This window comes from Methanoregula sp. (assembly GCF_028712425.1).
Lineage (GTDB): Archaea > Halobacteriota > Methanomicrobia > Methanomicrobiales > Methanospirillaceae > Methanoregula.
Map to the genome: position 1 here is coordinate 51603 of NZ_JAQTQD010000012.1, position 24328 is coordinate 75930.

Below are 24328 nucleotides of genomic sequence, written 5' to 3' on the forward strand. Positions count from 1 at the left end.
CGGATCCCTCACCTTTTTTTCCTGCTGATGCCGACTATTCCGGCAGTGATGCAAACTCCCGAAATTCCCGTTGAGAAGATCCTCCGTTCGCGCCGGAAGACGATAGCGCTTGAGGTGACCCCTCAGGCAACCCTCGTCGTGCGTGCACCGCACCGGCTGCCGCAGGCATACATCGATCGCATGATCCTTGAGAAGAGCATATGGATCAAAAAGAAGATGGCCGAGATGCGGGCACGGCCGCAGGCTCCGGTGCGGCTGTATGAAGAGGGGGAGGTCTTCTGGTTCCTCGGCCGTGCGTATCCGCTGCACTATACGGACGATCCCGTCGGTGCGATCGTGCGCACCGACAGGCTTGAGGTCTCCCGAACCCTCCGTCCCGATATCCGGAATGCCCTGCAGCGCTGGTACGTGGAGGAGGCCAAAAAGGAGATTGCTGCCCGCTGCATGTACTTCTCGATGATGACCGGCTACTCTCCCACTTCGATCCGCATCACCAATGCAAAAGGGCGCTGGGGTTCCTGCACGTACAAGGGAGGGCTCAACTTCAGCTGGCGCCTTGTCCAGGCCCCGCTTTCGATCGTGGACTATGTCATTGTCCACGAGCTCGTCCACCTCCGGCAGCACGATCATTCAAAAAAGTTCTGGACAAAGGTCGAAGCGCTCATGCCGGATTATCAGCAGCGGCGGGAGTGGCTTCGTGAGAACGAGCGGTTGCTGAGGATTTGAGATCCCCCATCCATTAGCCGCTCTCTTATCATTCCGCCCGCCCAACAGGTAGAGATGAATTCCTTTTTTATCCGGCAGGAACTCCCGGACGATGCCCCCGGTATATCCGAAGTCCACCTCCAGGCCTTCGGCCAGGACGGGGAATCGCGACTCGTCGATGCCCTTCGCAACGATGGTGTTGTCAATCCCGATCTCTCCTTTGTTGCCGTGCATGGAGAACGGATCATCGGGCATATCCTCTTCACCCCGGTCCAGATTGTATCCGGAACGGTCGCATCACCGGCCCTTGCACTTGCCCCGCTCGGTGTCCACCAGGACTACCAGTGCAGGGGCATCGGGGCAGCCCTCATCGAGGAGGGGCTGGATGAGTGCCGCCGTCTCGGCCACCATATTGTGATCGTGGTCGGCCATCCATTGTATTATCCCCGGTTTGGGTTCACGGCTGCCAGTGACGCCGGGATCACAGCACCATTCCCCTGCCCGGATGATGCCTTCATGGCACTCTCCTTAAAGCCCGGGGCACTCGACGGGATCGGGGGGATGGTCCGTTACCCGGCTGCGTTCGACGCGGTCGGGGCCCATACCTCGTAATCAGTAACCTGGAGCGTCCCCCTCTTTTTTCCCCACGGTTGCAAGATAGATCAGAAACTGGGATTCCCCGTCTATTCCGAGCAGGCGGTCCATGATGTCATCATCGAACGCTGCGATGGCGCAAACGCCGCATCCCACAGCTTCGGCAGCGAGGTACAGGTTCTGGCACACGTGGCCGGCATCGAGATGGAGATCGCGATATCCCCGCTCGCCATAGCGCCATGTCATCCGGTACGGGACAGCAGTCCAAAGGAAGACAGCACCGCTCATGAGGACGAACTGCTGGTTGAAACAGGCCTCCGTGACCTTATGGGGGAGTTGCGGATCGATGTCGAGCTGCTGGAGCCGGTGAGAGAGCGCAAGGAACCGGTACAGTCCGGGCTCCAGCCCGTCCACGTTATTGAGCAGTAAAAACGTCTCGAATGCATGCCGTGCCCCGGCCGAGGGAACCGTGCGGAAGGTCGCCTGTGACCCGTATACCTTCTTTGTGCCCTGCGTGCACCAGAGGAGGAACGAGAGTTCATCCAGGGTGACAGGTTCGCGGGCATAATGCCGGATACTCTGCCGTTGCTCTATTGCGGTCCGGAGATCCTTTTCTGGAATGTCGAGGGATACCGGTGGCGGGAGATCGATGACCGGCTTTTTCGGGTCAGCAGGCACTTCGAGCGGGGGCTGGGGCACACCCCGCTGCTGGTCGCTTGCTCCGATGAACCGGTATTTCGTCTTCTCCATAAACTCACGGCCGGTCCCGCGAGGGGCTGCATCTCCTGCTCTCATCGCAACGTCTCGTTAAGAGAGCATATCCTCTCCATGCCATGAGAGTATCGGTGGCGGCAACCCCGGACCGCACAGCATATACCCTTTCCTCGCCAACCCCTCCTTACGATATGACGCACGGGGTACCCCTTCCCGCCGGCATGGACCTGGCGGATTACCTGCATGACGTAGTACTGCACGCAGGCCCGTCCATGCAGGAGGAGCCAGTATCCTTTACCGGAACGGTGGTGAAAAAATTTACCGGGGAGTTCTGGACCTCCCGGCAGCGGCAGGGAGGGTCTCTCCACGAAATATCATACCGTGCATGCTTCAAGCCGCAACTGCCACGGTTCTTCATCTCGCTTTTGACAAAGAAAGGGGATGTTGTTTACGATCCCTTCAGCGGCAGGGGGACGACCGTCATCGAAGCTGCGCTCATGGGAAGGAGCGTGGTGGCAAACGATATCAATCCGCTCTCCCGGGTAATGACCGAGCCCCGTTTCTTCCCACCGGAACTCGAACAGGTGGAGAAGCGGCTCGCGCTGATCCAAAAGGAGGGGAGCAGGGCGGATATCGATCTCTCGATGTTCTATCATCCCGCAACAGAACAGGAGATCGCTGCCCTCAGGGAATACCTTCTGGCGAGAAAAGAAGCCCACCGCGACGACATGCTTGACCGCTGGATTGCGATGGTTGCGACCAACCGTCTCACGGGCCACTCGAAAGGATTCTTTTCGGTCTATACGCTCCCGCCAAACCAGGCAGTCTCTCCCTCAAGCCAGGAGAAGATCAATAAAAAGCGCCGCCAGGCACCGGAATACCGCGATACCCGGCAGCTCATCCTCACCAAGACAAAAAGCCTGCTCCGGACGCTTACCGGCGAGGAGAAAAGGAACCTTGCACGGGCGGGAAAGAGTGCCCGGCTGCTCTCGGAAGATGCCCGCAAAACAAAAGAGATCCCGGATGAGTCGGTTCACCTGACCGTCACATCACCCCCGTTCCTTGACATCGTCCAGTACCGGGAAGACAACTGGCTCCGCTGCTGGTTCAACGGTCTTGACGAGCAGGCCATCGGGAAACGGATCACCATGGCACGGACTCTTGACGGCTGGTCGTCTGTCATGGGGCAGGTCTTCAAGGAATTGTTCCGGATCACAAAGCCGGGCGGGTATGTTGCCTTCGAAGTAGGGGAGGTGCGCAAGCGGACAGTCCGGCTTGAGGAGCACGTTGTGCCCCTTGGGATCCACGCCGGGTTCACCTGCGATTGCATCCTGATCAACCAGCAGGTCTTTACGAAGACCTCCAATATCTGGGGTGTTGAGAATAATGCCTGTGGCACGAATACCAACCGCATTGTTGTATTCCGGAAATCCTGATGCTGCACAATGAGCACCGGATGCGGGATAAAAGCAGGATCCGGCAAATCTTGATATTTGAACAACCATAATTTCATTGTTGATAATGGCGGGACAAAAGCACGCTATCGGGAGGGGATGCGAAACGTGGCGGATGATACTCCTGCCGGTTACTGCGATATTCTTCCTCTCTCTCCTCCTCCCTGTCACTGCCGCCGATGACGCGAGTAACTCAGACACTGTTGCGATCCGGCAGGCCCATCTTGCCTGGACTGCCCTTGACAAGGAGTACGATCTCTCCACTGCCGTCATGTACTGTAACACCCTCTACGGCTCGGACATAACAGAGATGAGCCGGCTCCTGGCAGAATTCAGGAAGCAGGAAACCCGCATCAAGGATACCGCAACCAGCACGGAGGTTGACGCGCTCATCGAAGAGATGCGGAACTCGACCAGCCGGTTCCGGGAAGAGACATTCTCCGTGATGATAAAAGGGCAGGGAAAGTGGGACGTGCTGGAGAGCCAGATCCTGGATGCAAAGAACAACAATCCCTACATCCTCCAGAAAAAGGAGCAGTACTGGGCGATAAGAACAAAGGCCCAGCTCGCGGCATTCGACACCTGGGCCAGGGAAGGGCAGGAGCGGCTCGATATCCTGAAAGCGCAGGGGTACGACACCACAACCGCCCAGCGCTCTCTCGATGTCTTCGCCTCGAAAAAATCTGCCGTGAGTGCAGTGTTCGCAGCCAAATCCGAGATATCGATCAGGTCAGTAAACCAGCAAATCCAGCCGTTCTCGCAGGATTTCATCCGGAAACTCGCAGAAGTCCAGGAGCAGGTGCCGGACACAGTCCGGTTCCAGTTCTTCATTGACCAGGGATTCCGGGCAACGGCGCTGTGTGACAAGGCGAATGCCGAACTCATCCCGATCCTGCTTGATATCGATGATAGCGAAGCGCTCGTGAAAAAGACCAAGAACGATCTTACGAATGCACAGCGGATGCTCAACACGGGAAGCCTTGAGAATACAAAGACCCCGCTGAGGCTTGTCCAGAAAGATCTGTCCGACCTTGCCCAGATGTACCGTGACATTGCTTCCACCATGGACCTGGGAAAAGAACTGAATGATGAACTCAATACCCTTGCCCTCCGGCTTGACAATACCGCTGACCAGATGAGGGATGCACTATGAAGACGTCCAAGGGGATCTTCGTCCTCTCTGTAATCCTGTTGCTGGTGCTCTTCCCGCTGGCTGCGGGATGCCTCTCCGTCCCGGGCCCGGAGAGCCAGAAAAAGACCCCGGCGGTAACTGCCGCCGTGACCCGCTCACCCCAGACCACGGCCCCGGCAACAACCGTTGTGCAGGGGACGGTTGTGACAGAACCTGCAGCTTTGAGGACAACCACGCTTCCCACCCCTGTTGCGACAACAGCACCCACAGTCTCCCGCTATGCGGCTGAGACCTGCACGGGGCAGGGAGGATCCCAGGTCCACCCCGGCCAGATGTGCCCCGGCACCTGGCTGGCTGCAACCAACACCTTCAGCTGCTGTTCTGTGAAACCTGCTGACGCCAAAGGGAGCAATAATACCATCTCTGCCGCCCCGTTCACCCTGACGGTGAATATTGATGATAATCTTGGCAGCATCCGTCCCTGAACCCGGGCAAATCATGTTTTTGTGGCACCAGAAGTCACGGTCTCTTTTATGACCTCACCCGTGCTGCCGGCAGAAAGCACGCATTAAGTATCACCACATCCAAGTGGTACGCATGGTCACCCGTATCGTCCGGTACGCTCAGATTATCGATATCCTGAGCAAGTATGGTTTTGGCATCGGCCTTGAGAAGCTCTTTCCCGGACGGGTGCGGCTCAAACTTCCCGGAGGAGAGAAAGCGGCCGAAGGCACGTCTCCCTACGAACGGATACGGCTTGCCCTTGAGGAGCTCGGCCCGACCTTTGTAAAGTTCGGGCAGATCATGAGCACGAGGACCGAACTGCTGCCGCCGGAGATGATCGATCAGCTCAAGCGGCTGCAGGACCATGCGAAACCGGTGCCTTTCTCCGAGATCATGGCCATCATCGAGGAGAATTGTCCCGAGTGGGAGGACTATTTTGGTGACATCGAGGAGACACCGGTGGCATCCGCCTCCATCGGGCAGGTCCACCGGGCGTACCTCCGGGACGGGACCAAAGTCGCCCTGAAGATCCAGCGCCCCGGCATCCCGGAAATAATCGAGCTGGATATCGGGATCCTCCAGTCCATGGCCGAGCGGATCGAGACCGTCCTCCCTGAGACACGGCTCTATAATCCCAAGGGGATGGTGGACGATTTCGCTCACCAGATCGTCAAGGAACTGGACTTCACCCGGGACGCCCGGAACGCGAACCGGATGTCCCGGAACTTCCAGAACTTCCCGGGGGTCAGGTTCCCGAAGATCTACTGGGAGTATTCAAAACCCCATTTCCTGGTCATGGAATTCGTCGAGGGTGTCAGAATCGACGACCGCGAGGCCATCATGGAGATGGGCCTTGATCCTCACGCGATTGGTGTCCGCGGATTTCATGCATACCTCAAGATGATCTTCGAGGACGGTTACTTCCATGGCGATCCCCATCCGGGCAACCTGCTCGTGACAAAGGAAGGAGACATTGTTTTCCTGGACTTCGGGATCGTCGGCATCCTGCGGCCGGAGAAACGGCAGAACTTCATCAACCTCCTCTTTGCCCTGACAACAGACAACATCGAACTGATGATCCGGTCGCTTGAAGGCTTCGGGATCGTGATCGCCGAGGAGGATCGCGAATCGCTCCGCGATGATCTCTATATCATGATGCATGACTTCTCGGGAGGCGAAGGGGACGGCGTCTCGCAGCTGAACTTCGGGCTGGTGGTTGCCGAGCTGACCGAGGCGATGCGGCGCTACCGGCTGAAGGTACCGATGAACCTGATGCTGCTTTTAAAGGTCTTTGTCATGGTCCTCGACATTGGCGTGCGGCTCGATCCGAAGTTCAACTTCGGCAAGGAGATTACCCCTTACCTCTCCAAGCTTGCCGATGTGAACACATTCTCTGAGGGCTACATGAAGCGGGCCTCAATGGCGCTTCTCGAGGGTGCCGATGCACTGCTCGACATGCCCCGGAACATCAACCTGATGCTACGGAGGCTCTCGACCGGGTCCTTCAAGCTCGAGATCGTGGAGAACGATATCCAGAAACTCCAGATGGCCCTCGACCGGTTCAGCGACAAGCTCCTCATGGGGATGGTGGTTGCATCGCTTGTCATTGGCTCCTCGCTCGTACTCCAGGTCTCGTCCGTCACCCTTCCCACGCAGATCTCATGGATTGCCATCGGTGGGTATACGGCTGCCGTACTCTGCGGGTTCTATGCGATCTACCACGTCATTTTCCTGAAGTTCCGGATGGAGCGGTAGAAAGGTCCCTCTCTCACATCTCTTTTTTCAGTACTCCCCAGGCCCTTACTTTCTCCCGGAATGGCATGGCAGCATAAGCGGGGCTCGTTGAAGGCAGCACCCCGGAGGGCAGCCCGGGGACTTCACAAAACCGGTGATAGAGCCGGCCGGCAGTACTCCCATTCAGTGCAATCATCCTGACCGAAGGGTGCTCCCAGATAAACCCGGCAATATCGTTTGGTACCGGGTTTTTTATCCGGTTATCGGCACTGCCCGGCCGCTCGCAGGAAGCGACAACGTCCCAGAGCGCAATGCCGCACACGGTGAGGAGTGCCGTACGCTCCGGGTAGGGAGTGGATGACGGGATGGAAAAGAGGTCTTCCATGATTGCCCAGAACCGGTTCTTCGGGTTGCCGTAGTATTCCTGCCGCTCAAGCGAGAGGACACTGGGAAAGCTTCCAAGGATCAGGATGCGCGGACGGGAAGAGGAGAGCGGGGGGAGGCCGTACCCGGGCATTGAAGATTACGCCGGCCTATTGGGGCTCTTTGAAATACAGGTTGCAGTGACAGTGGCCAAGGTTTGCCACCTCATCCTTGTGATAGACGCAGGGGCATTCGATAGCCCGGTCCTTCTCCTCGTCACCGCTCCGGAGCCGGCAGGGGCAGTACGGGTGCCCGAACTTTGCCTTGTTCCGCACGAGCCCGCGGATCACGGTAGCAAGCTGCTTCTCATCGGTGTTCAGGCACCATCCATGCTTGTGCGCATACGCCTGCGCCCACTTGAGCATGTCCGCTTCTTCTGAAGGTATCTCTGTCATGGTATCCATTCGGGCAGTTTTGTCACCATAGTGTGGGCATCAGGCACATTAGACTTTGCGATCAGTAGCTCACCTGGTTCAGGTTCCGGTGCTCATCGCTTTCTCACCGGACTCTTCTTTACCGGTCTCTTCACAGAAGCCTTCAGCGCTGTTGCCGTTGCGGGGACTTCCTTTGACTTTCTACCGGTTTCTGACGGGGCTCTTTTCGGTGATTCGGTCTTTGTTATCCGTTTCACAACGCGGTTGTATGTGGCCATCACATCGCCCTTGTCGAACCGGTATACATCCTTGTCGAGCGACTCTTTTGTCTTCATGTCCCACAGGCGCATCGAGTCCATGCTGATCTCGTCGCCAAGATAGATCGTCTTCCCCGCACGCCCGAACTCGATTTTGAAGTCCACAAGCGTGATCCCCTGCGCAGCCAGCAGTTTCACGAGCAGGGCATTGATCTTCAGGGCGGTTTTCTTGATTGCAGCCAGTTCCTTTGGTGTCGCAAGCTTCAGCGCCACGATCAGGTCGTCGTTGAGCATCGGGTCATGACGGGAGTCGTCTTTATAGTCGATGACGATGACGGGAGGTTTGAATTTCGTTCCTTCCTTAAACGGGTAATTCCGTACCATGGATCCCGCAGCAATATTCCGCACGATCACTTCAAGCGGGATCATGGAAAGCTCCCGCACCAGCATTCGGCGCGGGCCGAGCATCTCCAGAAAATGGGTCTTTACGCCGTTCTTCTCCAGGTACTGGAAGATGAACGCCGAGGCTTCGGCATTGTAACTGCCCTTGTTTTTGAGCTGGTCCTTCTTTCCCCCGTCGAACGCGGTGATGTCATCGCGGAACTCCACGATCAACTGTCCTTTCGCATCCGTACGGTACACGGACTTTGCCTTTCCGGTATAGAGGAGACCCTTCTGTTTCACGGTTCACTACTCCCAGCCTTTATCTTTTGTGCGAGCCGGTTTATCAGGGGTTGCATGCCGGGATCGAACCATCCCCGGTCAATGTACCGCTGGTAGATACAGAGCCGCTCGACAAGACGGGCATCTCCGGCAACAGACCTGAGCTCGTCAAGTGCCGGCCACGGGTGCTCCGGGTTCACGTAATCGATGGTCAGGGGGGACACCCCGCCGAGATCGTCCACCCCGCATTCTATCAGGAAGCTTGCGTCGATAAGGTTGGGCGGGATCTGGACCGAGATATCGGGCTGGAGGATATCCTTTGCCATCCGGATGGTTGCGCAGACTTCGTCCGTTGTGGGAACAGTGCTCCTGCCAAGCGGCGTCCCGGGCTTCGGGCAGAAGTTCTGGATGATAATCTCCTGGATGTGCCCGTAGCGCTTGTGGAGATCGTGGATGGCAAAAAGCGAGTCCTCACGGTCGGCCATGGTCTCGCCAATCCCCAAGAGCAGGCCGGTGGTGAACGGGATCTTCAGTCTGCCCGCGTCTTCCATCATTGCGAGCCGTACATCAGGTGATTTACCTTTTGAGGCTGCGTGGGCGGGGATCTCCGCGGTGGTCTCAAGCATCAGGCCCATGCTCGCGTTCACGGGCCGGAGGCGCTCCATCTCTTCGTACGTGAGGATCCCCGCGTTCGTATGGGGGAGGATGCCGCATTCGATAGCCTTCCGGCACATGGCCTCGCAGTAATCGAGGATCGTCTCATAGCCAAGCGGAGCGAGCATCTGGCTAAAGCCCGGCTCCTCCTCCGGCCGTTCTCCAAACGTGAAGAGCGCCTCGGTGCACCCTAGAGCAGCGCCGTTCCGCAGCGTCTTTTCCACTTCTGCCGGTGCCATGATGCAGCCTTCCTGGACCGGTGTCCGGAAGCAGCAGTACCCGCACCGGTTCCGGCACACGGTCGTGAGTGGAAGGAAAACATTTCTTGAGAAGGTGATCGTGCGGCGATCCATGTACATGAAATTATCCCTTGGATCTCATGAAAGCTGGTGTCAGGCCCGGCCTCCTGGCCGGTTCCTGCCGGAAGGGTAATCCTAATGAGGTTTCGGGGTTAACCATCTCTAACCTGTTATATTCTGCTATGAATGATCATGGCAGAACGGGACTTTGCAGATGTCACCATTCGAAGATCATGGCGAGGAGGGAGATGCGAGGGGCGACGATGACCGTACCGCGTCACTCCCTGATGAGTGTGCTGCCCTTAAAGCTGAGAACGAGTTTTTGAAAAAGAAGCTCCAGCTGGTCGGCAGTGTCACGAGGCACGATGTCCTCAACCAGATGACCGCGATTGTCGGGTACAATGAACTTCTCGAGATGATTGTGACAGACGAGAAACAGAAGTCCTATATCGAGCGCGAGAAGTTTGCGGTTGACAAGATCCGGCGTCTCTTCCAGTTTGCCAAGGATTACCAGAACCTTGCGGGGGAATCCCCCCGCTGGCAGGGGCTGGACAGTGCGATCCACCGTGCAATGGGAATTTTTGACAATCCTGCGATCAAGGTCACCGCTTCTGTTGGCCGGATTGCGGTGTTGGCCGACAGTTTCCTGGATAAAGCGATCTACCAGTTCCTGGATAATACAGAACGGTACGGGGGCTCGGCAACAGAAGTCCGGATCATGTTTGAAGACCATGGCACCCACGCAGAGGTGATTATCGAAGATAACGGGTGCGGTATTCCTGCTGTGGAGAAAGACCGGATCTTTGAACGGGGCTATGGCAAAGGAACCGGATGGGGGCTCTTTTTAGCCCGGGAAATCCTTGCGATGACCGGCCTGACGGTAATGGAGAACGGGGAGCCGGGGAAAGGCGCCCGGTTTGTCATCACGCTCCCCAGAGGCACGTACCGCGAAGGGGAAGAGGCACTCCCGCTTTCGGTCCGGTAGATCTGCGAACACAGCTTCCCCCTGCCCCCGGCAACCAGAGGCTTTTTTGTCCCCGGCAGCCAAGATCCAACGATGCAGGAGCTCGTCCGCAAACTCGTCCACCTCGTCTTTGGTCTCCTTGTTGCAGCAATGGTCCTGATCGCCGGGCAGGCGGCTGCTACTGCAATCCTTGCCACGGGGCTTCTTATCGGCGTTGTTCTGGTGGACCTTCTCCTCCGCGGGTACCGCATCCCGCTCTTCTCGTTTCTTGTCAGGCACCTTGACCGCAATGACCGCCTTCCCGGCCGGGGGGCGCTCACCTTTGCCGTCAGTGCGCTCGCGGTCGTCGTTCTCTTTCCTGTCACCATATCGGTACCGGCAATCGTTACCGTCGCGGTGCTTGACAGCGTGACAACGATTGCAGGGCTGAGGTTCGGGAAACACCGTATCTACAATGGCAAGTCATGGGAGGGCACCCTTTCCGGCATTGCTGTCACAGCTATCGTCCTGCTCCCGTTCCTGACCCCGGCCGGGGCTGCTGTTGTAGCAATACTTGCAGGGATCATCGAACTCATCTCACCGGTTGATGACAATCTCGTCATCCCCGTGGCTGCCGCGGTCCTGCTGGCATTCATGCCGGCATTCCTTTCCTTTGCGCCATGAGAGACGGAGTGTGAGAGAAAAAAGGTGGAGGTCAGGCGGTTTCTTTCAGCCGTTCCGGGTCCACGGCCACGTACACGTCTGCCTCCTTTGCCACCGGGCGCGTGAACCGCTTGTCATACACCTCGAAGTCAAACGTGTATGTCCGGGGGAGATCCGATGACCAGACGTTTGCCCAGACCCCTACGATCTCGTCAGGCATTTTTCCTTTCGCCGTGAAGACAGCATAGGTCTGGGGCGGGATATGGCGCACCTCCATGCCTTCCGGTACCTTATCGGCACGGTTCACGCCGCACCCCAGCAGGTACGAGTACGTCCCGGTCCAGTCCTTCTCGTAATCCGAGTAGACTGCATACATGACCGGGGGGTTCACCCGGTGGGGAACCCGTGCCGGCCCGTTGTTCATGAGGAATGCCTGCCAGCAGCCCGGGATGGTGCCTGCCGCATCTGCGTTCGATGTGCGGCGGGCAATACCGACCACGGTGCGGGCGGGCAGCTTCCGTATGGTATAATTCTGTCCGTCCATTACCGGAATCTGGGACGGCTAAAATGTTAAACCATTCATTTCATTCACGGATGCATATCAGCACCTATTTTTGGTTGCCCTGCACACGATTTCTGGTATGTGCCCGCATGCGTTGATCCCGTACAAGCCGAAGAACCCGAAGACAAGGCTCTCCTCCCTCCTGTCGCAGGAAGAGCGCGAGGCGTTCGCGTTTGCGATGCTTGAGGATGTAGTCAGCGCAGCAAAAGATGCCATGTGCAGCCCGGTGGTCGTGGGAACGGAACTCTTTGATTCGGAACTCGTGCAGGTGACGGTGAAGGATGCGGACCTGAACCAGACCTTGAACGAGATCCTCCCCACGGTAGAGACCGGCCTCCTGATCCTGATGGCAGACCTCCCTCTTGCCGATGAGGCATCGATCCGGCGCGTAACATCCACGACAAAGGATATGGCGATCGTCCCCGGCCGGGGCGGGGGCACGAACGTCATCTTCATGAAGGAGCCCAAAAAATTCCATGTCGATTACTACGGCACAAGTTTCCTCAAGCACATGAAGATCGCCGCAGATGCCGGGCTCTCGGTCGAGGTTATCGACTCATCCCGGCTCCATACCGATATTGACGAGGAGGACGATCTCGTGGAGCTCCTGATCCACGGCACCGGGAAGAGCCGGGCGTACCTCGAGAGCCTCGGTTTCTCCCTTGCCACCGAGACCGGCCGGGTCCGCTGTGCCCGCAAACGATAACAATATCACATCCGGTATCCGATTAGCATGAAATGACCGGACACTCGTGCATGCCCCTCATCGAACTTCTCCGTGCACCCCGGCCGGACCTGGGGCGGGCCATCACGACGTTTGTCTCCTGCTTCAACACAGCCTATGGCGATCCCGCAAAGGACCACTGGGACATCCCGGTTGCCGAATGGGAGCGCTACGAGTTTTTAGGTGACCGTGTCCTGAACCTGATCGTCGCCCAGGCCCTGTTCACCCGGAGAAACGCTGCGCTCAGCGAAGGGGAGATGACCCGCGCAATAAGCGGGATCGTCTCGAACCATGCGCTCGATGCAATTGTGCGGCAGCAGGTGGATATGACAGTCTTCTCCCGGCTCATCCCCCCGGCGATTGCAGGGCAGAACACGTACGGTGAACGGGTAACCGGGGGGGCGTTCGAGGCATTCATCGGCGCCCTTTACTGTGAGATCGGGCTTGACGAGGTAACATTCTTTGTCAACGGCCTCCTCAAGGAACCGATCGATAATGCCAGTCCCGAAGAGAATGCCATCGGGATGCTGCAGGAATATTTCCAGAAACGCTTCAGGACTGTCCCCACCTATCGGGAGACAAAACGCGAGGGACCGGACCACCGGCCGGTCTTTACCTTTGAGGTGCTCTTCAACAACCAGGTGCTGGGTGTCGGTAGCGGCGAGAGTATCCAGAAAGCGGAGCGGGAAGCGGCCCGGGCCGCATGCAGGAAGCTTGGCATTACCCTGCCGGATCCGGTGGCGACACAGGGGCAGTGATCCTGGCACTTCCTGGCGATTCCAGAACCCGCTTCAGCGCAGCACCCGGTATCCTGCTGCCGAAAGGATCCGGTCAACCTCTTCCTCCCAGCAGGCCTCATCAGCAATGGTGATCGGTGCGATCTCCTTGTCCCAGATAGTGCGGAGTACATGGTCCATGGTCGTGAAATAGCGCGTGTTGTCCATCACGCGGCCAAGCCGCTCTCCCTTCCTGCCACAAACAAGGATCCGGAAGCAGCCATACTGGCGGCAGAGATCAGGGCGTGTCTGGTGGACTGTGCAGATAACCGTACCTGGCTTTTGCTCCCTCAGAAAGGGACAGGCCATCGGCCGGTTCTTCAGGATATCCTGCGATGAGAAGAGGTCCCGCTTGTCCGGATCGATCCGCACCTGCCGTTCCTCGCCTGTAGCGGAAAAGATGAGACGGTACTCGAAGGGCCCGGTCTGTTCACGGATGCTGATCACCGAGCCCATAGAACTACAGCATTCGCCACACTGCTGGCACCGGAATACCATCTCTCAGCACCTCCTCCGCGTGATATCACCGGGCAATTTCAAGGAATCGCCGGGTGCCGCGCATTGTATTCCGGCTGATCGGATGCGGCCCCCGTCGCAGGCACAGTCCAGGGTTGTTCTCCTGCTGCATTGCCGGTTATCACTACCTTCCCGTTTCAATTATCCCCTTTTTTCCTGATAAAGGGCGCTTCTATCGTCAGGCAGCGCTGCGACAGCCACTGGCACAATGATCCCCTCAAGCCCTGCAGGAAGATGCCTGGGCATGGGTACGGCATTCGCATCCAGACAGAACCGCCTCCGCCAACGAGGCGCCTTATGCGGGATGAAGCAGAGTATCCCCCGTGTCCGCTGGATTAATATGCAGTCGCGGAAAAACCCTCTCTTACGTGTTGGTGGCGGGGCAGACCTGATGTTTGAATCACTCTTCTCAAAGCGTGCAGAAGGCATCTTAAAAGCGCTCACGCTGGAGTGGTCCTGCCCGAAGTGCGATGGGAGGAACTTCCGGATCCTTTCGGTAAAAGATCGCATGGCCGGGGAGTATGTGGGCAAGTGCCGCTACTGCCGCACGAAGTGCCGGGTCAGTTTCCCACCATCTGTATCGGCTGTTGAGGGTGAGGCAGAGTTCCGGGAACTGATCGATGATGAGGACTTTACCCCGGAGGAGCAGCTCGACATGATCCGTGACTTTGCCGAGATCGCCTCCCTTGTTGTCGACAATGCACTCCCGGGCGTTATCCAGGAGAAGAAGAAGGCGCTTGAGGCAAAGATTACCTTCGCAAAGCGGCGGAGACGGTAACGTCACCACTGTGTCCTGTTTTTGGCAAATGCCCCCATGAAGAGGCACTCGGTGGCATCGATTGTTTCGACACCGAGATGATCGCCAAGCGGGAGGCCGATCCCGCGGATGATCGCGGCTGGCGTGCACTCATCGGCTTCTCCCATGACGAGTTCCGCAGCGGAAGCGATGTTGTCTCCAACCGCCCGCTTTGTGACCTCCAGTTTGCGCCCGAAGAGGTCAGACCTCCCCTGGTCATTGATCACCGAGGGGATTCCCGAAGAACCGATCGCAACGCCGCTGCACCCGAGGCGCATGGCATGCGTGCGGCTGTCAGCGATGATGACCCCGATCCCGGCACCGGTCTTATCTTCGATGGTCTTGCGGATGGAGAGGGCACTCTGGTCCGGGTCAGATGGCAGGGGTGTAACACAGCCGGGAGGAGCATTCGAGGCATCCACCCCGGCATTCGGGAGGAGCGTACCCCCTTTCATGCAGAGCAGAAAGCCCGGTATGCCCCCGACAATCGAATCGCTCTCCTGTATCACCACCTCTGCCATGCGGGGGTCAATCCCGTACTTCTCCCCGAGCTCCCGTGCTTTTGGAGTGGGCGTGATGGTTTCGAGCCGGACGATATTACCTTCCGCTGTCGCAACTGCAGTTTCTGCAAGGACAAGCACATCCCCTTCCTCAAATCCCCCGCAGGTCTTCTCTGCCGCGTCAATGATCCGGTCGGCTATGGACTCCCCGCTTCTGATGATGCCGGTTGCAAGACCAAAGACTTCATACGAGGAGTTCACGGGCCCTTCACCATCTGCAGAAAGACCTTCACGGTATCCACCGTCTCCTTTACGTCATGGGTCCGGATGACCGAGGCCCCCTTCTGGAGGAGGACTGTTGTCACGGCAAGGCTTGCTGCGAGGCGCTCCTCCGGCTCCCGGTTGATCAGATTCCCGATGAAACTCTTTCGGGAGATGGCCCCGAGGAGCGGGCGGTCAAACGCGAGGAACTCATCGAAATGCCGGCAGAGTTCCCAGTTGTCATCACAGGAACGCTGCGGTGTCCAGATCCCAATGCCCGGATCGAGGATATAGTTGTCGATCCCCGCTGCTTCGCACCGCTTTATAACCGTTGCGAGTGCCGTCTTTGTTTCCGCAAGGCCCACAGCATCGCCCGGCGTGTAATCGGTAGCCATCAGGAACGCGGGCAGGCCCGCCTCCGCCACGCGCCGGGCATAGGCATCAGAGGCAAAGCCGGCAATGTCGTTTACGGCATGGACCTCGTGCTTCAGGCAGATGTCCAGCACCCACGGGTTCATGGTGTCCACCGAGATGGTGAAGCCGGTGCCATCAAGTTCTTTCAGCGCAGCCTCGATCCGCTCCCCTTCCTGCGTACCGCTGATGGCCTGCGCATTGGGTGCCGTGCTCCGGGCCCCCACGTCGAGCATGTCTGCTCCCTGCTCAATCATCTCAACGGCTTTTTTGTGGATCTCGTTTGATGGGATATAGGAATCGTGATAAAAGGATTCAGGGCTGACGTTTAAGACCCCCATCACGCGGGGTGGCGCGTCACCACCGATTGTGAGTTTGTTTACAGTACACGGTCGCATGCCCGCTCCTGTGCTGACCGGAAGGTATTCTCCATCAGGGTTGCAATCGTCATCGGCCCCACGCCTCCCGGTACCGGGGTGATGGCCGAGGCAATTTCCTTCACTGCGTCAAAGTCCACGTCGCCGACCAGTTTTCCCTCAAGCTGGTTGATGCCGACATCGATGACAACGGCGCCCTCCTTCACCATCTCTCCCGTGATGAAATGCGGTTTGCCCACAGCAGAGACAAGGATGTCGGCCCGTTTCAGTTCTTCGGCCAAATCCTTTGTTTTGCTGTGGCAGATGGTGACGGTTGCATCCGCGTTCAGGAGGAGTGCAGCCATGGGGCGGCCGACGTCGATGCTCCGGCCGGTAACGACTGCACGGGCTCCTGCAACGGGGATCTGGTACTCGGAGAGGAGGGTCATGATCCCCGCTGGCGTGCAGGACGAGAACCGGGGTTTCCCCAAAAAGAGGTGCCCCATGTTCTCCGGGTGGTACCCGTCCACGTCCTTCTCCGGGCTGATCGCGTTGATAACCCGCCCGGTGTCGACCTGCGTGGGAAGGGGGAGCTGGACAAGGATCCCGTCAACGGAACCATCGCGGTTCAGCGCCCTGACCCTGTCCACAACCGTCCGGGTTGTTGCGTCAGCGGGGAGTTCAACCCCGACAGACGTGATCCCGACCTTCTCGCAGGCCTTGTGCTTCATCCGCACGTACATCTGCGAGGCCGGGTCGTTGCCCACGATGACCGTGGCAAGTTTCGGGTGGAGGCCGGAGCCTGCAATAGCTTCCCTGAGTGCCTCAAGGCGCTTCTCCGATGTCGCTTTACCGTCGAGGATCGTGGCCACCATGTCCGGGTCTCCGTTGCTTATTCGGGATAGAGTGTGAACTTTGATGACAGCGCTTCAACCTTGCCGCGCACGTCGCTGATGTTCTTCTCGTTCTTGCAGTCCTTGATGACGCTGGCGATCCATGCCCCGATCTGGCGCATCTCGGCCTCCTTCATGCCCCGTGAGGTGACGGCCGGCGTACCGACCCGCAGGCCGCTTGTGACGAACGGGCTCTTGGTCTCGTTCGGGATGGTGTTCTTGTTCACGGTGATGCCGGCTTTGCCCAGTGCAGTCTCTGCCTCAAGGCCGGTGATGCCCTGCTCGGTCAGGTCGAGGAGCATGAGGTGGTTGTCGGTGCCGCCCGAGACAAGCCGGAGGCCGTTTGCCATCAGGGTCTCAGAAAGGACCTTTGCGTTTTTGATGATCTGCTGGTTGTATTCCTTGAACGAGGGCTTGAGGGCTTCCTCGAAACAGACCGCCTTTGCCGCGATGGTGTGCATCAGGGGGCCGCCCTGCATGCCGGGGAAGACCGCCTTGTCAATGGCAACACCGAGATCGGCATTGCACATGATGGCGCCGCCCCGCGGTCCGCGGAGCGTCTTGTGGGTGGTTGTGGTTGTATAGTTGACCACGCCGACCGAGGTCGGGTGGAGTCCGGTGGCAACGAGGCCGGCGATGTGGGCGATGTCGGCAAGGCAGACAGCGCCAACGTCATCGGCAATCTCCTGGAATGCCTTGAAATCGATGGTCCGCGGGTAGGCTGAGGCACCGCAGACAATGATCTGGGGCTTCTCCTTCTTTGCCATCTCTGCTACCTGCCCATAATCGAGCATCTCGGTCTTTTCGTCAACGCCGTATTGTGCCACCTGGTAGAACTTCCCGGTGAAGCTGACCGGGGAACCGTGGGAAAGGTGGCCGCCCTGGTTGAGTTTCATGGAGAGGATCTTGTCTCCCAGCTTGATGGCTGCAAAATAAACCGCCATGTTCGCCTGGGTGCCCGAGTGGGCCTGCACGTTCGCGTGCTCTGCCCCGAAGAGCTTCTTGAGCCGGTCGCGGGCAAGGTTCTCGGCCATATCGTGGAACTCGCATCCGCCATAGTACCGCTTGCCGGGATAACCCTCGGCATATTTGTTGGTCATGATGGACCCCATTGCTTCGAGCACTGCACGCGAGACAACGTTTTCGGACGCAATCAGCTCCAGGCCGTTCACCTGGCGGAGCCTCTCCTTTTCGATGATATCGGCAATTGCCGGATCTGTTTTTGCCAGATAGGACATATAGAGAAAAGTTCGCTCGGATCAGGTAATACCATTTCGTTCTCACAAGGGATCCCAGGACACCCATGTTGAGACAGAGAAAATCCGCATGGTTCCGGATGCACCGTCCTTCCGGCGCGGAGAAGGTACTGGAACGAAAGCATTGCCCGTAATTTGTAAAGCCGGCCGCTCATTTTTCCTGATATCAGATAAGAACCGCAAATTTCACCCAAAATACACGTGTCAGCCACAATGCTTTTTACCTAATCAGGCGATCATTACTATATTATAAGAGGAATGCGCTGCACGAGTACTATACGAGTATGGCACACGAAGATGCAAAGATCAAGTACCTTGAGCACGAACTCGATCAACAGGAGAAACTGATTCAGATGATGGAAGGTTCAGCAAGCGAGGACCGCATTGCCGCCCTCGAGAAGAAAGTAAAAGAGATGGAGGCGCTTGTAAAGGGTCTGACCCAGGAGCTCCTCGACCTCAAGTCCGTTGCGATGAAGATGTCCAAGCAGTCCGAGGAGCGCCGCCTCCAGGAGCTGAAGCGCGGCCCGATCGTCCAGGGATCGCAGGGCGCAGCCGCGGCAGCATCCGGACCGTCCTCCCCCGGCAGCACGATCATCCGCCCCAAGAGCCGTGCTCCCGAGGAGCCTGCCGCACCCGCCGAGCCGGTCATGGACATGATCATGCAGCCCGACGGCACCATGAAGCTTGAGCCCCGGCGCGGGGACAAGGACTATATCGTGGCCCGGGCCGGCTATGGCCAGGGCAAGAAGGGCTCGCGGCCGAAGCAGGGCGAGCTCATCTATGCAACCGAGGATGAGAAAAAGAAGGATCCTGCAAAGAAGTAAGGAGCCGGATCTTTGCATATCACAGGTCTGGAGATCGACAATTTCAAGTCTTTTTCAAAAAAGACAAAAATTCCCTTTTTAGAGGGGTTCACCGTAATATCCGGGCCCAACGGTTCCGGCAAAAGCAATATCATCGATTCTATCCTTTTTGTCCTCGCGTTATCGAGTTCGCGCAGCCTGCGGGCAGAGAAACTGACGGATCTCATCAACCTCAACTCCGGCCGGAACACGGCCGAGGTTGCGCTCGAATTCTCCGACGGGACGAAGATCCGCCGGCGGATCAAGCGGACCGGCAACGGGTATTACAGCTACAACTACCTCAACGAACGCCTCTGCAAGCAGAGCGATATCGTCGAATTCCTTGCGAAAACCGGGATCATCCCCCACGGCTACAACGTCGTGATGCAGGGCGATGTCACCCGCATCATGGAGATGAGCGATACCGAGCGCCGGAAGATCATCGATGAGATCGCCGGTGTGGCCGAGTTCGACACCAAGAAACAGCAGTCTCTCGCCGAGCTCGACATTGTCCGCGAACGGATCGAGCGCGAAGAACTCCTCTTAATCGAGCTGTCAAAGCGTGCAAACGAACTGAAACGCGAGCGGACGCATGCCCTCGAGTACCAGAAGTGGCAGAACGAACTGACGTTCTACCAGAACTGCCGCTCCGCAGCCCAGCTCCACGAGCGGGAGAAGGAGCTCAGGTCCCTTTTACAGTCGGCCGAGGACCATACCATCCAGCTTGGCCGGATCGCCTCCGACCGGGGGATCGAGGAGAACGAACTCTCCTATCTCAAGGCTGACTTAACCGATATCGATGACCTGATCAATAAAAAGAGCGGGGCCGACTACCTGAAACTGATCGCGGAGCTCGAAGAGGCGAAAGGTGGGATCAAGCTCGCCGAGCAGACCATCGTCCGCCTCAAAAAAGAGAAGGAGACGAACCTCGAGGCCATCAACCGCGTGTTCACGGACTCCAAGCGTGCCGAGACCCGGGTTGCCGAATGCACGGACCAGATCCGCACCCTGACCATCGACCGCACCAACATCGCGATGGAGGTCGCAACATCAAAGGCCCAGCTGGAGAAGATTGAGACCGAGATCAAGCAGCACAGCGAGGACACCGAGGGCGCCCGTGACAGACTCTTCAGCCTCTTAAAAGAGGTCGAGGAGAAGAAGGGGCAGCGCTCGGGCATCCTCCACCAGCAGGACATGTTCATCGAGAAGAGCCGGATGCGGACCTCCGAGCTCGACCGCCTCACCGGCCTCCTGCGGCAGCTGGACGAGGAGTACGGCGCAAAGCAGGCACAACTCACGGACAGCGAGAAGAGCATTAAAGACCTCCAGGAAGAGAAGAAGGCACTGGACCGGAACCTCTCGGAACTGGAGAGCACGCTCTTTGCCCAGCGGTCGTCCCTTGAACGGCTCCGCTCCGAGATCCGCGACACCGAGCAGGACGCGATCCGGCTGGAGGCGGCCCGCGATGCGAGGGGCGAGTCGGGCGGGAAGGCGATCGAAGCCGTGCGGGCCATGGAGGGTGTGCACGGCACCATCTCCGACCTGGGGAAAGCCCCTGCGGAATACACGACTGCCCTGAATGTCGCGGCAGGCAACAAGCTCCAGTTCGTGGTCTGCGACACCGACCAGATCGCGGCGGACGCGATCCGGTACCTCAAAGACGAACGGCTCGGCAGGGTGACGCTCCTCCCGTTAAACAAGCTCAAGCCGCCGCAGCTCCCCCCGATAAAAGAGCCCGGGGTCATCGATTATGCGGTAAACCTGCTGGACTATGACCCGAAATATGACCGGGCTTTCTCGGTTGTGCTGGGCGGGACGGTTGTTGTCGATACGCTGGAACGGGCCCGGAAACTGATCGGCAAGTACCGCATGGTCACGCTCGAAGGCGAACTGATTGAACGGAGCGGGGCGATGACTGGCGGATCGATGAAAAAGCAGTCCGGGCCGCGGGGTTTTGGTGCTGCTGTTGACGACGAGATCCTCCGCATCCGCTCGCATCTTGGCGAACTGCAGGGCGAGGCTGCAACCCTCGAAGCCGGCGTAAAGCGGCTCACGGAAGAGGTGGACGTAAAACGCGGGGCACGGAACGAGATTGACCAGAAAGTGGCCCGCTTCGGGATGTTCACCGAGGAGTTCTCGCGGAGGTTCGACGCCATCATGGTCGAGAAGCAGACCATAGAGGCGGCTGTCGCACGCCAGCAGGAGGAGACAAAGAGCAGCGCCTCCGAGCTCGCAGCCCTCGAAGCCGAGCTGGACAAGGCAACCGGGGAGATCAACGGCCTGAACGGGGAGATCGACGCCATCAAGAAACGGCTTGACGACACCAACATTCCCGCCCTTACCGAGCAGATGGAGAAGAAACGCCGGGAGATCGAGGAGTCCGAGCGCCGGCTCCGGAACAAGGACGCAGATATCAACGATGCCCAGCGGGAACGCCAGCACTTCAACGGGCGCATCGGGGAACTTGCCGATGAACGGAAACGGCAGGAAGAGGCCAACCAGCGTATCGACGCCGATATCACTGGTGCGAACGGGCAGATCGCCACCCATAAAGCGCAGATCGCAGCACTTGAGGAGAAGCAGAAGGAGTTCTCGGGAGAACTGGACGAACTGCGGGGAAAACGCGGGGAGGTCTCAAAACAGATCCAGGACTCGGAACTGAAGCTCCTAAAACTCGATGCCGACAAGGAGCGGATCACTGCCCAGCAGGTGGCTATAGAGGAGCGGGCAAAGACCCTCGGCATCGAGATCGACATGCTGAAGCAGCAGGTCGGCGAGATGGACACGGAGCTGACCCTCTCGGAGATCGAGGGAAAGATCGCCGAGGCTGACGGGGCGCTCCGGAAGATTGGCGCCGTGAACATGCTCGCCATCGAGGAGTACGACAAGGTCCAGCGTCAGGTAACCGAGCGGACAGAGAAGAAGGAAATCCTCTCGACCGAGCGGGAGACCCTGATCCAGCGGATCGAGCAGTTCGAGAAGATGAAGTACGAAGCCTTCACCACGGCGTTTAAGGCCATCGACGCGAATTTCCGGGAGATTTTTGCCCGGCTTACGAGCGGGAGCGGCAACCTTGTGCTGGAGAACGAGGAGGACCCGTTTACCGGCGGCATGACCTTTTCTGTCAAGCCCCGGGACAAGAAGGTCCATCTCCTGAACTCCCTCTCCGGCGGGGAGAAGTCGCTTACCACCCTTGCGTTCATCTTCTCGATCCAGCGGTACATCCCTGCGCCGTTCTATGCCTTTGACGAAGTGGACATGTCGCTGGATGGTGCAAACGTGGAGCGCATCGCATCCATGGTGGAGGAACTGGCGCCGAACACCCAGTTCATCATCATCTCGCTCCGTAAACCGATGATCGAGGCCGCCGAGCGGATCATGGGAGTAACGCTCCGGCCTGACAAGAGCACGCTCGTCACCGGGGTAAAGGCCAATGGCTGAAGAGGAGAAAGGGGGGGAAACCGGAGAATCCCCGCTCCCCCCTGCGGAAGAGCCGCAACCCACGATCAATGGCGGGGGCGAGGCTCCGGCTCCCGGGCCAGCTGCCCCCGGGGTTGTCGAGGACCCGGTAGAGATCCTTGTGGGTCTTGCCGAGCGCGGGGAGATCGACCCGTGGAACATCGACATCATCGAGGTTACGGACCGCTTCCTCTCGGAACTCGAACATCGGCGGGAACTCAACCTCCAGATCTCCGGGCGGACCCTCTTCTTTGCCTCGACTCTTGTCCGGATGAAGTCCGAGCAGCTGGTGATTGTCGAGAAACCCGATGATTTCAGTGACGGGGAAGAGGACGGCCTGTTCGGGGAATTCGGTGACGGGGAAGAGGACATCGACTACACCGGCCGGCTCGGCCCCATCGAGCGGCTGGAGCACGAGATCCAGCGCCGGCTCGACCGGAAGAGCATGAGAAAGAGCCCGACCACTCTCTTCGAGCTCATCACCGAGCTGAAGAACATCGAGAAGGAGGAACGCCGGCGCCGGAGGATGGCGGAAGGGGGACGGGACGACTACACAGACTCCCTGATCGATGCCGATGACGTGGTCAGCATCGCCCACGAAGAGGGATTCCAGGAGTCGTCTATGACCCGGCTCGCAGAGTATCTCGAAGGGCTGGAGCTCGACGAGGAGATGACATTACGCGAGCTCTGCGAGAGGATGGAGTGGGCTGTTCCCGAAGTCTATATTCCCCTGTTGTTCCTTGCCCTCGATGGCCGGTGCTCGCTCCGGCAGGAGGAGTTCTTCGGGGATATCTGGGTACAGATCTGCCGGCTGGAAGACGAGAACTCCCCTCCCGGCAACACTGCCGGGCAGGTATGACCCGTTGTGCCCATACTTTCATCACCTCCCGCGTGAATATCGGATTATCCAAAAAACAGCCGATACCGATATGTCGCCCGCCCCGGATATGCTGATGAAACGGATCCGTGAGAAGAAGGAACGCCTTGATACACTCCGGCCCCTGGACCGTGATCTGATCCTTCGCCTCCATGACGAGATGCGTCTCCTGCATACCTATCATTCCAATGCCATTGAGGGAAACACACTCACCCTCTCCGAAACAAAACTGGTCCTTGAGGAAGGGATCACGATTGGGGGCAAAACGCTGCGGGAACATCTCGAAGCAACCAACAATGCCCGCGGTTACGATCTCATCGCCCGGTTGTCGTCAGAAAAAGTCCCGATAAACCATGTCACCATCCAGCAGATCCATGAGGTTGTCACACGGGGGATCCTCGAAACTGCGGGCCAGTACCGGACCCGGAACGTCCGGATTACAGGTGCCCCCAGGACACCTCCGGACTGGAAAGATGTTATCCCCGGGATGGACCACCTGATCGATGGAATATCCCGGGATGATCGTCCGGTTGTTGAGATGAGCGCGTTTCTCCATCACCGGTTTGTTGCCATCCATCCTTTCATTGACGGGAACGGGAGGATTGCCCGGCTGCTCGGGAACCTGTTCCTGCTCCGCCATGGATATCCTCCCATTGTCCTCGAACAAAAGAACCGGCTGCAGTATTACCGGGCGCTCCGGGATGCAGATCTGGGCAATCCGGAACCATTCACGCGATTCATTGCAGGAGCGGTCAGTGCTTCCCTGACCCGGTATCTTGCCGTGGCCGGAGGAGAATCATCACTAATTCCCCTGCGCGAACTGGCAGAAGGCTCCCCGTATTCACAGGAATATCTCAGTCTTGCGGCAAGAAAGGGACTCCTGGATGCCGTCAAGGTTGACTCCACTTGGCACGCAAGCCGGGAAGCGCTGGCCCGGTATATTCGAAAACACGGCAGAAAATAGCGGAACCGATCTCTCGTTTTTC

At 58.2% G+C, this 24328-nt stretch carries 26 protein-coding genes; 15 read left to right on the forward strand and 11 right to left on the reverse strand.

Annotated features, from left to right (window positions below; translation table 11 throughout):
- The first annotated feature begins 48 nt into the window (after nucleotides 1-48).
- Nucleotides 49-726, forward strand: a complete 678-nt coding sequence (locus tag PHF39_RS08105; RefSeq protein WP_300222773.1) for a SprT family zinc-dependent metalloprotease — start codon at nucleotides 49-51, stop codon at nucleotides 724-726.
- A gap of 54 nt (nucleotides 727-780) precedes the next feature.
- Nucleotides 781-1317, forward strand: coding sequence for an N-acetyltransferase (locus PHF39_RS08110; protein WP_300222775.1), 537 nt, complete (start codon nucleotides 781-783; stop codon nucleotides 1315-1317).
- On the opposite strand, the gene PHF39_RS08115 is transcribed toward PHF39_RS08110, so the two are convergent.
- On the reverse strand, nucleotides 1318-2049 hold the full coding sequence (locus PHF39_RS08115) for a SagB/ThcOx family dehydrogenase (protein WP_300222778.1): 732 nt from the start codon (nucleotides 2047-2049) through the stop codon (nucleotides 1318-1320).
- Nucleotides 2050-2204: 155 nt separating this feature from the next.
- On the opposite strand from PHF39_RS08115, the gene PHF39_RS08120 reads away from it, so the two are divergent.
- The 4 genes from PHF39_RS08120 to PHF39_RS08135 all read left to right on the forward strand — a co-directional run bounded on the left by PHF39_RS08120 (nucleotide 2205) and on the right by PHF39_RS08135 (nucleotide 6858).
- Nucleotides 2205-3449 carry a DNA methyltransferase gene (locus tag PHF39_RS08120; RefSeq protein ID WP_300222840.1) on the forward strand — a complete coding sequence of 415 codons (1245 nt, stop codon included), beginning with the start codon at nucleotides 2205-2207 and terminating at the stop codon, nucleotides 3447-3449.
- A gap of 85 nt (nucleotides 3450-3534) precedes the next feature.
- Complete coding sequence (locus PHF39_RS08125; protein ID WP_300222781.1) at nucleotides 3535-4620, forward strand: hypothetical protein; 1086 nt, start codon at nucleotides 3535-3537, stop codon at nucleotides 4618-4620.
- Nucleotides 4617-5084 (forward strand): hypothetical protein, encoded by a 468-nt coding sequence (locus PHF39_RS08130; protein ID WP_300222784.1) that lies wholly within the window; start codon nucleotides 4617-4619, stop codon nucleotides 5082-5084. The genes PHF39_RS08125 and PHF39_RS08130 overlap by 4 nt, the downstream gene beginning before the upstream one ends.
- Before the next feature lie 112 nt (nucleotides 5085-5196).
- Complete coding sequence (locus PHF39_RS08135; protein ID WP_300222786.1) at nucleotides 5197-6858, forward strand: AarF/ABC1/UbiB kinase family protein; 1662 nt, start codon at nucleotides 5197-5199, stop codon at nucleotides 6856-6858.
- A gap of 13 nt (nucleotides 6859-6871) precedes the next feature.
- Here PHF39_RS08135 and PHF39_RS08140 read toward each other — a convergent pair whose 3' ends face one another.
- From PHF39_RS08140 to cofG, 4 genes are all read right to left on the reverse strand, one after another.
- Nucleotides 6872-7354 (reverse strand): DNA-deoxyinosine glycosylase, encoded by a 483-nt coding sequence (locus PHF39_RS08140; RefSeq protein ID WP_300222789.1) that lies wholly within the window; start codon nucleotides 7352-7354, stop codon nucleotides 6872-6874.
- A gap of 16 nt (nucleotides 7355-7370) precedes the next feature.
- On the reverse strand, nucleotides 7371-7664 hold the full coding sequence (locus PHF39_RS08145; protein WP_300222792.1) for a ferredoxin-thioredoxin reductase catalytic domain-containing protein: 294 nt from the start codon (nucleotides 7662-7664) through the stop codon (nucleotides 7371-7373).
- A gap of 83 nt (nucleotides 7665-7747) precedes the next feature.
- Complete coding sequence (purC, locus tag PHF39_RS08150; RefSeq protein WP_300222795.1) at nucleotides 7748-8575, reverse strand: phosphoribosylaminoimidazolesuccinocarboxamide synthase; 828 nt, start codon at nucleotides 8573-8575, stop codon at nucleotides 7748-7750.
- Nucleotides 8572-9561 (reverse strand): 7,8-didemethyl-8-hydroxy-5-deazariboflavin synthase CofG, encoded by a 990-nt coding sequence (gene cofG, locus PHF39_RS08155; protein ID WP_300222798.1) that lies wholly within the window; start codon nucleotides 9559-9561, stop codon nucleotides 8572-8574. The genes purC and cofG overlap by 4 nt, the downstream gene beginning before the upstream one ends.
- A 160-nt stretch (nucleotides 9562-9721) precedes the next feature.
- Here cofG and PHF39_RS08160 point away from each other — a divergent pair, with 160 nt between their 5' ends.
- Nucleotides 9722-10492, forward strand: coding sequence for a HAMP domain-containing sensor histidine kinase (locus PHF39_RS08160; RefSeq protein ID WP_300222801.1), 771 nt, complete (start codon nucleotides 9722-9724; stop codon nucleotides 10490-10492).
- 72 nt (nucleotides 10493-10564) lie between these two features.
- Entirely contained in the window at nucleotides 10565-11134 is a 570-nt protein-coding gene (locus PHF39_RS08165; RefSeq protein WP_300222803.1) for a phosphatidate cytidylyltransferase, read from the forward strand.
- Between the two features lie 31 nt (nucleotides 11135-11165).
- Here PHF39_RS08165 and PHF39_RS08170 read toward each other — a convergent pair whose 3' ends face one another.
- Entirely contained in the window at nucleotides 11166-11657 is a 492-nt protein-coding gene (locus PHF39_RS08170) for a GyrI-like domain-containing protein (RefSeq protein ID WP_300222805.1), read from the reverse strand.
- A 97-nt stretch (nucleotides 11658-11754) separates the two neighbouring features.
- Between PHF39_RS08170 and cofC the strand changes: the two genes are divergently transcribed.
- Together cofC and PHF39_RS08180 are read left to right on the forward strand one after the other, a co-directional pair.
- Nucleotides 11755-12381, forward strand: coding sequence for a 2-phospho-L-lactate guanylyltransferase (gene cofC / locus PHF39_RS08175; RefSeq protein WP_300222807.1), 627 nt, complete (start codon nucleotides 11755-11757; stop codon nucleotides 12379-12381).
- A 32-nt stretch (nucleotides 12382-12413) separates the two neighbouring features.
- Nucleotides 12414-13157, forward strand: coding sequence for a putative dsRNA-binding protein (locus PHF39_RS08180; RefSeq protein WP_300222809.1), 744 nt, complete (start codon nucleotides 12414-12416; stop codon nucleotides 13155-13157).
- Nucleotides 13158-13190: 33 nt separating this feature from the next.
- Here PHF39_RS08180 and PHF39_RS08185 read toward each other — a convergent pair whose 3' ends face one another.
- Nucleotides 13191-13673, reverse strand: a complete 483-nt coding sequence (locus PHF39_RS08185) for a YkgJ family cysteine cluster protein (protein WP_300222811.1) — start codon at nucleotides 13671-13673, stop codon at nucleotides 13191-13193.
- 358 nt (nucleotides 13674-14031) lie between these two features.
- Between PHF39_RS08185 and PHF39_RS08190 the strand changes: the two genes are divergently transcribed.
- Complete coding sequence (locus PHF39_RS08190; protein WP_300222813.1) at nucleotides 14032-14469, forward strand: hypothetical protein; 438 nt, start codon at nucleotides 14032-14034, stop codon at nucleotides 14467-14469.
- 2 nt (nucleotides 14470-14471) lie between these two features.
- On the opposite strand, the gene cofE is transcribed toward PHF39_RS08190, so the two are convergent.
- The 4 genes from cofE to glyA are packed head-to-tail and all read right to left on the reverse strand — an operon-like array spanning nucleotide 14472 to nucleotide 18146.
- Nucleotides 14472-15248, reverse strand: a complete 777-nt coding sequence (gene cofE / locus PHF39_RS08195) for a coenzyme F420-0:L-glutamate ligase (protein ID WP_300222815.1) — start codon at nucleotides 15246-15248, stop codon at nucleotides 14472-14474.
- Complete coding sequence (gene folP / locus PHF39_RS08200) at nucleotides 15245-16057, reverse strand: dihydropteroate synthase (RefSeq protein WP_300222817.1); 813 nt, start codon at nucleotides 16055-16057, stop codon at nucleotides 15245-15247. Before folP ends, cofE begins: the two co-directional genes overlap by 4 nt.
- Entirely contained in the window at nucleotides 16039-16890 is an 852-nt protein-coding gene (gene folD, locus PHF39_RS08205; protein WP_300222819.1) for a bifunctional methylenetetrahydrofolate dehydrogenase/methenyltetrahydrofolate cyclohydrolase FolD, read from the reverse strand. Before folD ends, folP begins: the two co-directional genes overlap by 19 nt.
- A gap of 17 nt (nucleotides 16891-16907) precedes the next feature.
- Nucleotides 16908-18146 (reverse strand): serine hydroxymethyltransferase, encoded by a 1239-nt coding sequence (glyA, locus tag PHF39_RS08210; protein ID WP_300222820.1) that lies wholly within the window; start codon nucleotides 18144-18146, stop codon nucleotides 16908-16910.
- A gap of 302 nt (nucleotides 18147-18448) precedes the next feature.
- Between glyA and PHF39_RS08215 the strand changes: the two genes are divergently transcribed.
- The 4 genes from PHF39_RS08215 (at nucleotide 18449) to PHF39_RS08230 (ending at nucleotide 24306) form a co-directional block, all read left to right on the forward strand.
- Nucleotides 18449-18988: a hypothetical protein gene (locus PHF39_RS08215; protein WP_300222822.1), complete on the forward strand. Its 540-nt coding sequence runs from the start codon at nucleotides 18449-18451 to the stop codon at nucleotides 18986-18988.
- A 12-nt stretch (nucleotides 18989-19000) separates the two neighbouring features.
- Complete coding sequence (gene smc / locus PHF39_RS08220) at nucleotides 19001-22447, forward strand: chromosome segregation protein SMC (protein WP_300222824.1); 3447 nt, start codon at nucleotides 19001-19003, stop codon at nucleotides 22445-22447.
- The gene (locus PHF39_RS08225) at nucleotides 22440-23324 is read left to right on the forward strand and encodes a segregation/condensation protein A (RefSeq protein ID WP_300222826.1); all 885 of its coding nucleotides are present in this window, start codon (nucleotides 22440-22442) and stop codon (nucleotides 23322-23324) included. The genes smc and PHF39_RS08225 overlap by 8 nt, the downstream gene beginning before the upstream one ends.
- Nucleotides 23325-23418: 94 nt before the next feature.
- Nucleotides 23419-24306 carry a Fic family protein gene (locus tag PHF39_RS08230; RefSeq protein ID WP_300222828.1) on the forward strand — a complete coding sequence of 296 codons (888 nt, stop codon included), beginning with the start codon at nucleotides 23419-23421 and terminating at the stop codon, nucleotides 24304-24306.
- Nucleotides 24307-24328 lie beyond the last annotated feature (22 nt).

Coding starts and splice junctions, on each gene's coding strand:
- PHF39_RS08105 (WP_300222773.1), top strand. CDS start 49: ATGCAAACTCCCGAAATTCCCGTTGAGAAGATCCTCCGTTCGCGCCGG.
- PHF39_RS08110 (WP_300222775.1), top strand. CDS start 781: ATGAATTCCTTTTTTATCCGGCAGGAACTCCCGGACGATGCCCCCGGT.
- PHF39_RS08115 (WP_300222778.1), bottom strand. CDS start 2,049: ATGGAGAAGACGAAATACCGGTTCATCGGAGCAAGCGACCAGCAGCGG.
- PHF39_RS08120 (WP_300222840.1), top strand. CDS start 2,205: ATGACGCACGGGGTACCCCTTCCCGCCGGCATGGACCTGGCGGATTAC.
- PHF39_RS08125 (WP_300222781.1), top strand. CDS start 3,535: ATGGCGGGACAAAAGCACGCTATCGGGAGGGGATGCGAAACGTGGCGG.
- PHF39_RS08130 (WP_300222784.1), top strand. CDS start 4,617: ATGAAGACGTCCAAGGGGATCTTCGTCCTCTCTGTAATCCTGTTGCTG.
- PHF39_RS08135 (WP_300222786.1), top strand. CDS start 5,197: ATGGTCACCCGTATCGTCCGGTACGCTCAGATTATCGATATCCTGAGC.
- PHF39_RS08140 (WP_300222789.1), bottom strand. CDS start 7,354: ATGCCCGGGTACGGCCTCCCCCCGCTCTCCTCTTCCCGTCCGCGCATC.
- PHF39_RS08145 (WP_300222792.1), bottom strand. CDS start 7,664: ATGGATACCATGACAGAGATACCTTCAGAAGAAGCGGACATGCTCAAG.
- cofG (WP_300222798.1), bottom strand. CDS start 9,561: ATGGATCGCCGCACGATCACCTTCTCAAGAAATGTTTTCCTTCCACTC.
- PHF39_RS08160 (WP_300222801.1), top strand. CDS start 9,722: ATGTCACCATTCGAAGATCATGGCGAGGAGGGAGATGCGAGGGGCGAC.
- PHF39_RS08165 (WP_300222803.1), top strand. CDS start 10,565: ATGCAGGAGCTCGTCCGCAAACTCGTCCACCTCGTCTTTGGTCTCCTT.
- PHF39_RS08170 (WP_300222805.1), bottom strand. CDS start 11,657: ATGGACGGACAGAATTATACCATACGGAAGCTGCCCGCCCGCACCGTG.
- cofC (WP_300222807.1), top strand. CDS start 11,755: ATGTGCCCGCATGCGTTGATCCCGTACAAGCCGAAGAACCCGAAGACA.
- PHF39_RS08180 (WP_300222809.1), top strand. CDS start 12,414: ATGACCGGACACTCGTGCATGCCCCTCATCGAACTTCTCCGTGCACCC.
- PHF39_RS08185 (WP_300222811.1), bottom strand. CDS start 13,673: ATGGTATTCCGGTGCCAGCAGTGTGGCGAATGCTGTAGTTCTATGGGC.
- PHF39_RS08190 (WP_300222813.1), top strand. CDS start 14,032: ATGCAGTCGCGGAAAAACCCTCTCTTACGTGTTGGTGGCGGGGCAGAC.
- folP (WP_300222817.1), bottom strand. CDS start 16,057: ATGCGACCGTGTACTGTAAACAAACTCACAATCGGTGGTGACGCGCCA.
- folD (WP_300222819.1), bottom strand. CDS start 16,890: ATGGTGGCCACGATCCTCGACGGTAAAGCGACATCGGAGAAGCGCCTT.
- glyA (WP_300222820.1), bottom strand. CDS start 18,146: ATGTCCTATCTGGCAAAAACAGATCCGGCAATTGCCGATATCATCGAA.
- PHF39_RS08215 (WP_300222822.1), top strand. CDS start 18,449: ATGGCACACGAAGATGCAAAGATCAAGTACCTTGAGCACGAACTCGAT.
- PHF39_RS08225 (WP_300222826.1), top strand. CDS start 22,440: ATGGCTGAAGAGGAGAAAGGGGGGGAAACCGGAGAATCCCCGCTCCCC.
- PHF39_RS08230 (WP_300222828.1), top strand. CDS start 23,419: ATGAAACGGATCCGTGAGAAGAAGGAACGCCTTGATACACTCCGGCCC.